The sequence below is a fragment of the Alteromonas ponticola genome (assembly GCF_012911815.1).
Taxonomy (GTDB): domain Bacteria; phylum Pseudomonadota; class Gammaproteobacteria; order Enterobacterales; family Alteromonadaceae; genus Alteromonas; species Alteromonas ponticola.
In genome coordinates this window covers 12,856-26,733 of sequence record NZ_JAATNW010000010.1, presented here as the reverse complement: position 1 = coordinate 26,733, position 13,878 = coordinate 12,856, and the positions used below count along the sequence as shown (strand labels likewise).

The window sequence follows — 13,878 nt, the reverse complement described above, 5'->3', positions numbered from 1 at the left end:
CGTAGAGAGTGACATTTAATTCAAGAGTTTTTAGTGTGACAAAAGAACAGCCTAGTTTGCCTTACTGGCGATTATCCAGCTTTTATTTTTTTAATTGTGCCGTATTAGGAGCCATATTGCCCTATTGGGGGCTGTATATGAGCTCTTTAAGTTTTGCTTATGCTGAAATCGGTATCATCAGCGCAGTGTTAATGGCGAGTAATATTGTCGCGCCCTACTTTTGGGGATGGCTTTGTGACCACAGTGGGCGAAGAATATCGATTATTCGGCTCGGAAACTTTATCGCTGCGGTAAGCTTCGCTTGTCTGTGGATGGACGATAGCTTTTACACGATGGTAGGGTTGATTTTTGTCTGCAGTTTTTGCTGGCAGGGACTGAACTCTCAGTTTGAGATTATTACCCTCAATAACCTGACCGGACGTGTGCACGTTTATAGCCAAATCCGGCTGTGGGGCTCAGTTGGCTTTATCGCTGCCGTTTCAGCACTTGGCTGGGTGTTCGAATCTCAACCCCTTACTTACTTACCGATAATCGTGCTTTCGCTTTTGTTATTTATGTGGGTAACAACCCTGCTGGTGGGTGATAGAAACGCATCAGTACGCCAACAAGCCAACACCCCCATCACTGAAAATATCCGCAACCCCCTTATTCTCGGGTTAATCGTTTCGGTGACACTCATTTACCTGAGTCATGGTACTTATTATGGTTTTTATAGTATTTATCTGGCTGAAAGTGGCATAGACAACAGCACAATAGGCATGCTGTGGACACTGGCAGTGATTGCCGAGCTAATTTGCTTTGCTGTTATGGCAAAGCTTTTTCATCGCATCGGCATCAGGCCGTTGTTCTTATTTAGCGTGGTGATGACAGCGGTTCGCTGGTTGGGTATTGGTTATTTACCTGAGTCACTGGTCATGCTGGCGGCGTGTCAGCTCTTACACGGGCTTTCATTCAGTGTTGTGCACGCGACCGTTATTGAGCTGATCAGACAACATTTCGGCGATCACAACCAAGGGCGAGGGCAGGCATTGTATTGCTCAATCTGTGTAGGACTTGGCCAGGCGGTAGGGGTTGGCTTAAGTGGCTGGCTGTGGGACTGGAGCCATGCAGGAACATTTTATTTATCGGCTGCTATTGCATTGCTGGCAGGCGCCATCGCATGGCGTTGGGTGTATCCCAAAACTCTCGAAAGTGCTATTTAGGTGCTGGCCCGGTACTGCGTCTGACAACTAACTGATGGGGTAAAATATTTAGCTTCTGTTTTGGTGCATTACCCTCAATCATATCCAAAAGCAGGGTAATGCTGAGTTGTCCCATTTCCTGAATGGGCTGGGCGATGGTGGTAAGGGGGGGATGGCTGTATTGGGTCAAAGCAATGCCGTCGACACCAATCACTGACACATCGTCCGGAACCCGGTACCCTAGTTCGTTCAATTCGTGTAATGCCCCGATTGCGACCATATCACCGAAACAAAAAATGGCTGTGGGGCGGTCTTTCAGTTGCATCAATTTCCGCACTCCATCCACGCCGGACTGGCTGGAATAGTCTCCGGAATACAGTAAGCGATCATCTAAGCTTATGTTGGACTTACTTAATTCTTCACGAAAGCCTTGTTCACGTTGCTTACAGCTTAAGATTTCAGGCGTCCCCATTATGGCGGCAATTCGGGTATGACCTAAATCCAGGAGGTGCCGCGTTGCGTCTCGGCCTATTGCGACATTATCAACACCCACCTTGGTGACGCCGTCGAACGCGCAAAACTCTGATGTATTTACGATAGGTGGCAGTTCTTTGTCCAGGGGATCCATGATATCAATATCAAAGGGCAGGCGCTGTGAATTGGTGATTACGCCATCAACCTGTCGGGTCTTTAGCATACTGGCAAAAGCACGTTCTAAGGCTGGATTATCTTGCGTGTCATTTAAAATGACTGAATATCCCCGCGCCTGAGCAATTTTCTCGATACTACGGACTAAGGGTGGAAAGTAGGGGTTGGTAATGTCAGGTAACATTATCGCTATATTTCTGGAACGCCCCTGTCGCAACCCTGCTGCCAATCTGTTCGGGGTATAACCTAACTCATCGACAACTTTCATGACCTTATTCAGGGTTTTTTCAGATACTCTGTCAGGTGTATTGAAAGCTCTGGATACAGTAGCTTTGCAAACGCCGGCGCGTTTAGCGATATCCTGCATGGCAAAATCTTTAGTATCTGGCATAAGTCAATTTTCTTTCGGGCATTTACCGTTCACAACCGGCTAAGTTTGTTAATAACAATGAAATTTCATATTAACGGTTTAGTTTGACACTAACAACTTATTAATGTTAAAAAAATGAAATCGGTATCATTTTGCCGGACACAGTTCAAAATCTACAACCACTGGACCTTTAGAATGAAAAATAAACTGCATCTTATGCTGATAATGCTTGTAATTCCCCTGATGGCATTTCCCTCAGATGCGGCAGCCAATGAGGCAATGGTTGTTGAAGGCAATGCCCGTTTCACCGTATTGACACCTCAGCTGGTTCGTTTGGAATATCAGGAACAGGGTATATTTGAAGACCGTCCATCCCTCGCATTTATCGATAGAATATTACCCGTACCAGAGTTGGATATGCGTGAGGACGATGGCTGGTTAGTCATCGAGACGAGTGCAATGTCGCTGCGTTATAAAAAGGACAGCGGTAAATTTAATGCTGAAAATTTAATCATTATTTTTCAGATGGAGGGAAAAGAGGTTAAGTGGCATCCCGGGATAGAAAATACGGCCAATTTAATGGGTACCACGCGAACCGTGGATGGATTCGAAGGTCGTACCAAGTTATCTGATGGATCCACACTTCACTTGGAACAAGGCCTCCTATCCCGTGCAGGCTGGAGCCTGATAGACGATTCTAAAACACAGCTGATTGAGGAAAAAGATGGTCACTCAGTAGCGATTAACCGCGACCATAAACAAATGGATTGGTATTTCTTTGCTCATGGTCAGGATTATAAAGCGGCGTTAAAAGACTTTACCCGGGTGGCTGGTAAAATTCCGATGCCTCCGCGTTATGCTTTTGGCTATTGGTGGTCGCGTTACTGGAGTTATTCTGACTGGGAGTTGCGTGAACTTGTAAAAACAATAGACGGCTATGATATTCCGTTGGATGTGCTTATTGTCGATATGGACTGGCATAAAACCATGAGGTTAACTTCCAAAAATCCTGAACCAACGCCTTTTAACGGGATGTTAGGATGGACAGGGTATAGCTGGGACAAGGCATTATTTCCTGACCCGGAACGTTTTTTGGACTGGACGGAACAGCAAAACCTGAAAGTCGCGCTAAACCTTCATCCCGCCGATGGCATTGCACCGTTTGAAGATCAGTACCCAGACATGCTTGAAGGGCTGAAAGATAAAACCACTGTGGACGGATGGATACCTTACCGTCTCGCTGATCCTGATTGGTCAGCTAACTATTTCGAACACATGTTGCGTCCCTTAGAGAAGCAAGGCGTTGATTTTTGGTGGCTTGACTGGCAGCAATGGCCAACCAGCAAATATGTTGAGGGCCTGTCTAATACATTTTGGCTAAACCACCAGTTCTTCACTGATATGAAGGACCAGTATCCACAAAAGCGCCCTTTGCTGTTTCATCGCTGGGGCGGACTGGGAAATCACAGGTATCAGGTAGGCTTTTCAGGTGATGCGGTGATCTCGTGGAATTCGCTGGCGTTTCAACCCTACTTTACCGCTACTGCGTCTAATGTAGGTTATGGGTATTGGAGCCACGATATTGGTGGGCATATTGTCAATGACAAGAAATTGGCATCAGATGGTGAGCTCTATTTACGTTGGCTTCAGTTCGGTGCCTTAAGCCCCATACTGCGCACCCATGCATCCAAAAGTGACGTTGCTGACAGGCGGATCTGGATGTACCCACAGCATTTCCCGATGATGCGTGACGCCATCCAACTGCGCTATTCACTGGTTCCCTATATTTATACTGCCGCCCGACAGGCTTACGATAGCGGCGTATCGATAATTCGACCGATGTATTACGACTACCCTGAAAAGCAGGCTGCATATAGCGCCGAACAACAGTATATGTTGGGTGACGATATGATTGTGTCACCGGTAACCACCCCCGTCGATGAAAGCAGTCAACTAGCTGAACAATCGACATGGCTCCCGCAGGGAAAGTGGTTCGAATGGTTCAGCGGTACGCTGATAGACGGTGGTGATTTGGTTAAGCGCAACTTTGCCCTGGACGAAATACCGATTTATATCAAAGCTGGGAGTATCATTCCGCGTTATCCACAGGTAAAGGATTTGCAAGACACCCCAGAGCAACTGGTATTAACCCTCATTCCCGGTGGCGATGACGCGATTCGGCTATATGAAGATGACGGAAACTCGCAGGCCTATCAACGCGGCGAAGCTGCCTGGACAGAAATCGGCAGTCAATCTCACAAAGGTGGTCTTAAGCTAAAAGTAAAAGCGGTGCAGGGGAGTTATAAAGGCATGAGAAAAATGCGCAGCTATCAGCTTGAGTTGCCCAACCGACTACCGCTTTTAAGTGTGAAAGTGAACGGTAAGCCTCTGCCAGACAACCATCTGAATTACGATGCACACAAATTACACGCGATCGTAGACATTCCCGCTATGTCAGTACAAAACGATGTGGATATTGAGATAGCGTATGCCAAATCTGGCGCAAACCTCAATGGTGTAGCTGGCACATTCAGGCGTCTGCAGTCGATGGGAAACCGATTAAAATTAATGGCAGCAGAGGACGATTGGGGAGCAACGATGCCTGAAGCGGTATCCCGCATCATAGAAGCGCCAATGCAAATTTACTATCAGCCTGAGTCAACACCCCAGGTAGTAGAGCGAATGCAAAAAGCATTACCGACCGTGGAAAAATTATTGGGTGAAATGCCCCAGATTTCTGAACAACAAGCCAAACAACTTGCTAATAGCTTACATTACGAAGGCCACTAATCATGTTTAAAAAATGTGTGTTCACCTTGCTGACACTATTCATGCTGCCCGCATTTGCAGTTGAAAAGAAAAATGTCATTTTTATTTTAAGCGATGATCATCGTTATGATTTTATGAGCTTTATGCCCAAGGCGCCAAAGTTCTTAAAGACGCCATCGTTAGATAAAATGGCCGCAGAGGGAGTTCACCTCAAAAATGCATTTGTCACCACGTCGTTATGTTCACCCAGTCGGGCATCTATTCTGACTGGTCGCTATGCGCACCATCATGGGATTGTAGATAACACCAGCCCAATACCAGAAGGAACCACCTTTTTCCCTGCAGATTTACAAACCGTAGGGTATCAGACTGCCTTCGTAGGCAAATGGCATATGGGCGAAGTGGATGATGAACCGCAAGCGGGATTTGACCGATGGGTGAGCTTTAAGGGGCAGGGGCGTTACACCGATCCGCTATTAAATGTGGACGGTAAAAAAATACCTCATGAGGGCTATACAACCGACATATTGACAGATTACGCACTGGACTGGCTTGATAAACGCGAGCAGGGCAAACCCTTCTTTTTATACTTATCTCACAAAGCCGTCCACGCAGAATTTGAACCAGCCCCCCGGCACAAAAATCAATATGAAGACGCGCAGCCAGACTACCCCAAAACCATGGACAACACAGAAGCAAATTACCAAGGCAAACCTGATTGGGTAAGAGCTCAGCGCGATAGCTGGCATGGTGTCGACTATGCCTATCATGGCGATCTGAAGTTTGAAGATTTCTATAAACGGTATGCTGAAACCTTGTTGGGCGTGGACGACAGTGTCGGGCGTGTCATAAAGTACCTCGAGCAGCATGGTCTGGATGAAGATACATTGGTCGTTTATATGGGTGATAACGGCTTCTTACTGGGCGAACACGGTTTGATCGATAAGCGCAATGCCTACGAAGAATCTATTCGTGTACCCATGCTGGCGTGGGGACCGGGTATGCTCAAAGCAGGCAGTAAATCTGAGGTTCTGGTTAGAAATATTGATATTGCCCCTACCATCTTAGAGTTAGCCGGTGGCAAAACGAACATTTCAATGGATGGTGAATCATTTTTAGGTTTGCTAAAAGAAAACGAAGATTCGGGAAAGAACCGTGATTTTCTTTATGAGTATTATTGGGAACACGCTTTTCCACATACGCCCACAACGTTCGCGCTTAGAGGGACGCAGTATAAGTACATTTACTATCACGGTATCTGGGACAAGAATGAATTATACGACTTAAAGAATGACCCCGAAGAGAAGCATAATCTGATTGACATTCCTGCTTTCCAGCAGATACGAAATGAGATGCGAAATGACTTGTTTGATCGGTTGGCAGCCGATGACGCAATGAATGTCCCCATGCGCCGAGGTAGCTGGCAAGCTGCAGATCGTCTGTTAGATTAACGATTGCTGCTGGACCAGCACTATGAGCGGTGTAATGAATATTCAGGTGGCATCAGTGATGCCACGCTTCGCGGGGGTGACAACAGTTCAACAATAAACTAGTTTTAATAAAGTTTTAACATAGGTAAATGAATTGTTGACACGTGAGTGAATGAATATTATCGTTTCTCACGTTCCCCTCGCGGAACTTTTTTTTGAAACAAAATGAAATCGGTATCATTAAAAATAGCAATAATACCTTTTATTTGGGAATCGGTTTCATTTGTTTGCGCTTTTATCTAGTCGCCAAAACAACGCTAAGAGCGCTCTTAGAGAAAACTAGAAGGTGAAACCATGAAGATTAAACCAGGATTGTTCAAAAGAAACGCACTCTCAGTGGCGTTGGCTGTTGCCAGTCTCAGCGTTGTATCACTGCCAACTTTAGCTGGGATTGATGATGCGACTCTGCGAGGGAAGATTGTAGAGCAAACTATTCCTAAAGCTGGAGTTGAAGTAGTTGCACGAGACGTTGAACGGGGCTACACAAGCAAAACGAAAACCCGTGCCGACGGTTCCTATATATTTACCGGTCTTAAACCTGGAACGTACCTGGTTACTGTCGCCGGAAGCAGCGAACAGGTGACTTTATTAGTCGGACAAAGTGCCAAAGTAAACTTTGATGTGGAGCAATCACCCGGCGACAACATTGAGCGCATCAGTGTTACAGGTGTTCGACTGGAAAGCTTTTCTGGCGGCGAAGTGGGCACAAACATAACTCCGGAAATGATTCAACGTTTGCCACAAGGGGATAGAAACTTTCTGGCTTTTGCTGACTTAGCTCCCGGTGTTCAAATCGAAAGGGGCGGTAATGGTGAAATCAACGTTCGTGGTGGCGCTCAGAATATCAATAAGATTAACGTCTTCCTTGATGGTGTCAGCCAGAAAGATTATGTACTCAAAGGTGGTGTAACCGGACAGGATTCCAGTCGCGGAAACCCCTTTCCTCAAGCAGCAATAAGCGAATACAGAGTTATTACGCAAAACTACAAAGCTGAATACGAGCATGTCAGCAGCGCAGCCATTACAGCTGTAACTAAATCGGGTACCAACGAATTCCATGGCGAAGTGTTTTACGACTTCACTGATGAAGGGTTACGCGAAGCAGAGCCTAACGAAGCTGATGGTAAAACGCCGTCATCGACAGAGCAGTATGGCGCGACATTTTCAGGACCGATAATTAAAGACAGCTTGCACTTTTTGACTTCTTACGAAGAAAAAGCGTATGAAACACCAAAAGACGTAGTTGGTGGCGACCAAATTACCAATTTTACCTTGCCTGCAGAATATCAGGCGATGCTGGGTTCTTTTCCTGGCGAATTTAACGAACAGTTATTCTTTGGAAAACTTGACTGGTCCATTGATGACAGACAAATGCTGGAAGGCTCAATCAAAATAAGAGACGAAGACAGCTACAATTTTGGTGGCGCCAGCACACTGAGTCATGCTGGAAATTCTCAAGTTGAAGAACAGCGTGTCAATCTCAAATATACTTACGACGGCGATTACTTTACTAACGAAGTACGTCTGACCACAGAAGATGTAGAGTGGTCACAGGCGCCCGCCCAGTTTGCACCTGCACAGTTACTTGAAACCGCCAGCCGTCAACGTTTGTTAAACGTAGGTGGAAACGGTGGTCTGCAAACCAAAGGGCAAAAAGGTTGGTCAATCCAGAATGATTTAACCATTTTCGACCTGGAGTGGAATGGTTATCACGTTATTAAAACAGGCGTTAAGTACAAAGTTATCGACCTTGAAATTCTGCAACAACACAATACAAACCCTCAATACAGATACAATGTAGAGTTTAATGGGGCGGGAACATTCAATCTGGTTCAGCCTTATCAGGTTGATTGGTTTGTTCCTGCTGCTGGCAGTGAAGTTGGCGGTGAGTTTGTTTCAGAACAGAAACAGTATGGTTTCTATATTCAGGATGACTGGGAAGTTAATGAGCGTCTTACACTAAACCTGGGTATTCGTTACGATTACGAAGACAACCCTACCTACACTGATTATGTTACACCTGCTGACTTAGTGGCGACATTAAACGGCTGGGATAACGTACAGAATACTGACTATGACATCAGTAAATATATTAGTACAGGCAGCGAACGCAGCAATTATAGCGGTGCTTGGGCTCCTAGAGTGGGCTTTACCTATTTATTGGATGATAATGGAGATCACAGCTTATTCGGTGGCTTCGGACGCTCTTACGATCGTAACCAGTTTGATTACATTAAAAATGAAGTGTTCCGTGGTTCATTCGCCACAGCTCAGTTCAACTTTCTAGGTGATCCGGACAACCCGTGTGATGTTGCTCAAAATAACTGTGTTGAGTGGGATCCTGCGTACTTAACACAAGCTGGCCTGGATAGTCTGGCAACGAGCATCGAGGTTAAGGATGAAGCTCACCTGCTTCCAAATGATCTTGACCTGCCTTACGCTGATCAAGCGAGCCTCGGGGTCAGAAGCAATCTGGGTGAATGGCAAACTGAAATCAGCATCTCCCGGGTAGAAAGTCACGACCAATTTAGCTGGTATTTAGGTAACCGTCGTGAAAATGGTGAATTCTTTGAGCCGGGTCAAATTTGGGGCCCTCCATGGGGATTTGGGTTACCTGACCGTGGCCGTTCCTTACTTATTGGTCGCAATGACGGCGAAACAACCACTGACAGCATTTTCTTTAAATTAAATCGCCCGCATACGGATAACTGGGGAATGAACCTCTCCTATACATTCTCTGATGGGAACGAAAACCGTCTGACCAATAATCTGTTCAATTTAGATTACCCTACAGATTTTGGCTATGGTTCTTACCCGGTTGCTGAAGTACCTGATCATGTACTGGTTATAACTGGTTCTTACGATTTGCCATGGGAAATCATGTTGTCAGGTAAGTTCACTTATAAGTCGTCACCGTATAAACAGTATGTTAATACCGCGAACGGGCCTGGTCAGCAGTTCTTTGACCGTATTAAGCCTGATGAAGCTGAATATCACAGTGTCGATGTGTCAATCAGCAAAGATTTTGCGACAGATTATGTAATCAAAGACTCTGCTCTTTGGGTGCGCCTTGATATCAGCAACCTGTTTAATCACAGTAACTACCGCGACTTTATATTGGGTGATAACAGTGATGAGTTTGGTGATCCCAATCTGAACAGCTCAACCTATGGGCGTCGTATGGTGAAATTGTCGGCTGGCTGGCGTTTCTAAAAGACAAGGGCAGCTTTATTTTTCAAGCGCCCTGAAATTAGCAGGCATCAGCTGTGAATCATCTGATGCCTTTTCACTTATCAATTTTTATTTATTACTTATTCATTATTACCCAGTGAGGAATCGTAATGAGACATAATCGATGGTTTAACAATATTGGGGCGATAATATTGTTATCTACCTTACAGTTGGTTGGGAGTCATTTTGTGCTCGCAGCAGGCATGACAGCAGAGGGGTACGACAGTCACGTTGAACTGGATTGGTCTGACATTTATCAGCAGGGTGCTGAATATGAGTTAAGAGTTTCTACAGGCGGGGATGACTGGGCTGTGCGGACCACGACGAAAGAATCCAAAGTAATCGATTTCGTCAATGACCTGGGCACCGCGCTATCCCTTAAATATAAGCTCTTTGACGTTAGCAATGGCAAAGAAAAAGAAGTTGCTGAAGCGCGCGCAAAAACGCGTGTTTTTAATGACGACGAACTGCTGGATATGGTTCAGCAATACACTTTCCGCTATTTCTGGGATTTTGCTGATGAAAAATCCGGGTGGGCAAGAGAACGCAGCCCTAATATGAAAGATGGCGATATCATCACTTCAGGTGGCACAGGCTTTGGCATTGCATCGGTGATAACCGGTGCAGAGCGTGGTTGGATAACCCGGGAACAGGCTGTTAACCGCATGCTCAAACTCACCAAGTCATTGCGCGAATTTGAACGCTTTCACGGTATGTGGGGCCACTGGTATCAAGCGGATACGCAGGAAATTTTTCACTTCAGTAAATATGATGACGGCGGAGACACCGTCGAGTCAGCTTTCATGGCACAGGGCTTACTGACAGCACGACAATATTTCGATGGTGACAGCGCAGAAGAGCAACAACTCCGAAAAGAGATTACCGAATTATGGGAAGCCATGGAGTGGGACTGGTATACCAAGGGTGAAGATGTTATTTACTGGCACTGGTCGAAAAACCATGGCTGGAAAATGGACCATCCTATTAAAGGATATAACGAAGCCCTGATTGTTTATGTGTTAGCTGCCTCTTCTCCAACACATGGCACCAGCGATAAGCCTTATCATCAGGGATGGGCGGGTTGGAATGTACCTACTTTCCGCAATTATGAGGATTATTACGGTATGTCACTGCCTCTTGGAAACAAGGAGCACAAAGGTGGCCCGCTGTTTTTTGCGCACTATTCTTTCATGGGACTTGACCCACGTGGGTTACAGGATCGCTATGCCAATTACTGGCAACAGAATGTCAGACATACGCTGATCAATCGCGCTTACTGTTTAGATAATCCCTATGGCTGGGAAGGCTATGGTGAAGATTTCTGGGGTCTGACCGCAGGAGATAAAGTACCAGAAGGGTACACTGCACATGCACCGGGTTTCCAACGCGATCACGGCACAATAACACCTACTGCAGCGCTATCTTCAATGCCTTATACGCCAGAAGAGTCGATGAAAGTGTTGAAAAATTTGTATCGAAATCATGGTCGCGAGTTGTTTGGTGAGATGGGATTTTATGATGGTATCAATCTGAGTGTCAGTGATGATCCATCAGAGCAAGTCAGAAAAACTTATCTGGCAATCGATCAGGGGCCGATTGTCGGCATGATTGAGAATCATCGTAGCGGGTTATTGTGGCGCTACTTCATGCGCGACCCAGATGTGCGTCGTGGTCTTAATAAACTGGGCTTTACTGTCAATAACGAACAGCCCTGATCCCTTAGAGCAATAAAATCCCGGCGTCACGCGCATTAATTTTTCATTTGGCGTGATGCTGGGTGCTCAGCGTAATTCTGCTTATTTAGTACGGAACCTTTTTATGAAACTTAATAAAATCACAAAACTTTTTGCTCTGGTCGGATTGGGCGCTTCCCTGACACTCGCCGGATGTATGGATACGCCGAATGCGTCAGTTCGACCTGCGAAGGAAAATAGCGTCTCGCAAACGATATGGAAAGACAATAGCACTCAGATGGACCAATTCATCAGTGAACTGATGGCAAAAATGACAACCGAAGAAAAAATTGGTCAACTTAATTTGCTAACCAGTAATTGGGACACAACTGGCCCCACCATGAGCGATGATTATCTGGAACAGATTAAGAGCGGAAAAGTGGGCGCTATCTTTAATGCTTTCACTGCCAAATATACCAAAGAACTGCAGCGCGTTGCAGTGGAAGAGACACGACTTGGTATTCCGTTGTTGTTTGGGTATGACGTGATCCACGGACATCGCACTATTTTCCCCATTTCTCTTGGCGAAGCGGCATCGTGGGATATGGACGCGATTAGAGAAGGCTCACGAATCGCTGCAACTGAAGCGGCTGCGGAAGGTATTCACTGGACCTTCGCGCCAATGATCGATATTTCTCGCGATCCTCGCTGGGGTCGTGTATCTGAAGGTTCAGGCGAAGATGTGTTCTTAAGCACTGAAATTGCCAGGGCGCGCGTTCAGGGTTTTCAAGGCGACGACCTCAAAGCACTTGATACCGTGCTCGCCTGTGCCAAACATTATGCTGCCTATGGTCAGGCCCAGGCCGGTCGGGATTATCACACCACAAACATGTCTGAACGCGAACTTTGGGACACCTACTTACCGCCGTTTAAAGCGACGGTTGACGAAGGTGCTGCCAGTTTCATGACGGCATTTAATGAACTCAACGGTATTCCAGCAACCGGTAGTAATTTCCTGTTAAATGACGTGCTTAAAACCCAGTGGGGATTCGAAGGCTTCGTTGTGACTGACTACACCGCGATCAACGAGATGGTGCCTCATGGTTTCGCAGCAGACGAAAAACATGCCGGTGAACTGGCTTTAAACGCGGGTGTTGATATGGATATGCAGGGCTCGGTTTTCACTAGTCACCTGAATGAGTCTTTAGAAGAAGGCAAGGTGTCTATCGAGAAAATTGACAATGCGGTTCGTCGCATTCTGGAAATGAAATATCGTTTGGGACTATTCGAAGACCCTTACAGATACTCAGATGAGGAACGTCAGGAACAAACTATCTATAAACCGGAATTTATCGAAGCTGCCCGCGATATGGCGCGCAAGTCAATGGTCTTGCTTAAAAACGAACAGCAAGTACTGCCATTGAAAAAATCAGGGCAAAGCATCGCTCTGATAGGGCCATTAGCTGACAGCAAACAGGATATGATCGGTTCATGGTCAGCAGCCGGTGAGCGTTGGAACAAGCCCGTGACCCTATTTCAAGGCTTGAAGGAAAAGCTTGGCGATCAGGCGAAGATTCATTACGCCAAAGGTGCAAGTTACGAATTCGATGCCAAAGGTACCGAAGGTTTTGATGAAGCCATTGCTGCAGCTAAAAAATCTGATGTGATTGTGATGGCTATGGGTGAGAACTGGCGCATGACTGGCGAAGCTGCCAGCAGAGTGGATCTGGATTTACCTGGTAATCAGCAGGCATTGATGAAAGAGCTTAAAAAGCTTGGCAAACCCATGGTTTTGGTCTTAATGAATGGCCGACCGATGACCATCAACTGGGCGGATGAGAATGTCGATTCAATCTTAGAAACCTGGTATGCAGGAACTGTGGGTGGACACGCGATTGCTGATGTGTTGTTCGGAGACTACAACCCATCGGGTAAACTGCCAATGACCTTCCCCCGTGCGGTAGGACAAGTACCGATTTATTACAATATGAAGAATACGGGTCGTCCTATAAAGCCAGAAGATCCTGAGCAAAAATATGTATCTCGTTACCTGAATACGCCGAATACACCCTTATATCCCTTTGGTTTTGGTTTAAGTTACACCACCTTTGGTTACAGTGATATCACCTTAAGTGCAGATACGTTAAGCAGTGGCGCCAGCATTAAAGCGTCGGTAACGGTGACCAACACTGGAGACTATGATGGCGAAGAAGTGGTGCAGCTATACATTCGTGATCGCGTTGGCTCTGTCACACGCCCAGTGAAAGAATTGAAAGGATTTGAAAAAATCATGCTGGCTAAAGGAGAAAGTCGTCAGGTAGAGTTTGAAATTCGACCAGAACAATTGGCCTTTCATGGTGCAGATATGAGCTATGGATACGAATCAGGTGAATTTGATGTTTATATTGGCTCCAGCTCTACTGATGTTAAGCAATCCAGCTTTACGCTGACGGAATCTAAAACATTACAACCTGCCAAAGCCCCCATGTGGTCATCAATAAAATAATGAGGCAAAG

General features: G+C 46.0%; 7 protein-coding genes. 6 read left to right on the top strand and 1 reads right to left on the bottom strand.

Translation table 11 applies throughout. The features are described from left to right. The first annotated feature begins 8 nt into the window (after positions 1 to 8). The gene (locus HCJ96_RS15800) at positions 9 to 1,202 is read left to right on the top strand and encodes an MFS transporter (RefSeq protein WP_343034742.1); all 1,194 of its coding nucleotides are present in this window, start codon (positions 9 to 11) and stop codon (positions 1,200 to 1,202) included. On the opposite strand, the gene HCJ96_RS15795 is transcribed toward HCJ96_RS15800, so the two are convergent. Then, the gene (locus tag HCJ96_RS15795) at positions 1,195 to 2,220 is read right to left on the bottom strand and encodes a LacI family DNA-binding transcriptional regulator (protein WP_169212055.1); all 1,026 of its coding nucleotides are present in this window, start codon (positions 2,218 to 2,220) and stop codon (positions 1,195 to 1,197) included. The two genes, HCJ96_RS15800 and HCJ96_RS15795, sit on opposite strands and share 8 nt — an antisense overlap. A gap of 174 nt (positions 2,221 to 2,394) precedes the next feature. Between HCJ96_RS15795 and HCJ96_RS15790 the strand changes: the two genes are divergently transcribed. From HCJ96_RS15790 to bglX, 5 genes are all read left to right on the top strand, one after another. Continuing rightward, positions 2,395 to 4,989, top strand: coding sequence for a glycoside hydrolase family 31 protein (locus HCJ96_RS15790; RefSeq protein ID WP_169212054.1), 2,595 nt, complete (start codon positions 2,395 to 2,397; stop codon positions 4,987 to 4,989). A gap of 2 nt (positions 4,990 to 4,991) precedes the next feature. Next, entirely contained in the window at positions 4,992 to 6,419 is a 1,428-nt protein-coding gene (locus HCJ96_RS15785) for a sulfatase family protein (RefSeq protein ID WP_169212053.1), read from the top strand. A 333-nt stretch (positions 6,420 to 6,752) separates the two neighbouring features. Beyond that, a complete protein-coding gene (locus HCJ96_RS15780; protein ID WP_169212052.1) occupies positions 6,753 to 9,671 on the top strand; it encodes a TonB-dependent receptor in 2,919 nt (972 codons plus the stop codon). 128 nt (positions 9,672 to 9,799) lie between these two features. Next, positions 9,800 to 11,404, top strand: coding sequence for a glucoamylase family protein (locus tag HCJ96_RS15775; RefSeq protein ID WP_246261487.1), 1,605 nt, complete (start codon positions 9,800 to 9,802; stop codon positions 11,402 to 11,404). A gap of 103 nt (positions 11,405 to 11,507) precedes the next feature. Beyond that, positions 11,508 to 13,868, top strand: a complete 2,361-nt coding sequence (gene bglX, locus HCJ96_RS15770) for a beta-glucosidase BglX (protein ID WP_169212051.1) — start codon at positions 11,508 to 11,510, stop codon at positions 13,866 to 13,868. The last annotated feature ends 10 nt before the right edge of the window (positions 13,869 to 13,878 follow it).

Excerpts from the sequence above, each read along its gene's own strand:
- HCJ96_RS15775 (WP_246261487.1), top strand. The coding sequence starts at position 9,800 with ATGAGACATAATCGATGGTTTAACAATATTGGGGCGATAATATTGTTA.
- HCJ96_RS15780 (WP_169212052.1), top strand. The coding sequence starts at position 6,753 with ATGAAGATTAAACCAGGATTGTTCAAAAGAAACGCACTCTCAGTGGCG.
- HCJ96_RS15785 (WP_169212053.1), top strand. The coding sequence starts at position 4,992 with ATGTTTAAAAAATGTGTGTTCACCTTGCTGACACTATTCATGCTGCCC.
- bglX (WP_169212051.1), top strand. The coding sequence starts at position 11,508 with ATGAAACTTAATAAAATCACAAAACTTTTTGCTCTGGTCGGATTGGGC.
- HCJ96_RS15795 (WP_169212055.1), bottom strand. The coding sequence starts at position 2,220 with ATGCCAGATACTAAAGATTTTGCCATGCAGGATATCGCTAAACGCGCC.
- HCJ96_RS15790 (WP_169212054.1), top strand. The coding sequence starts at position 2,395 with ATGAAAAATAAACTGCATCTTATGCTGATAATGCTTGTAATTCCCCTG.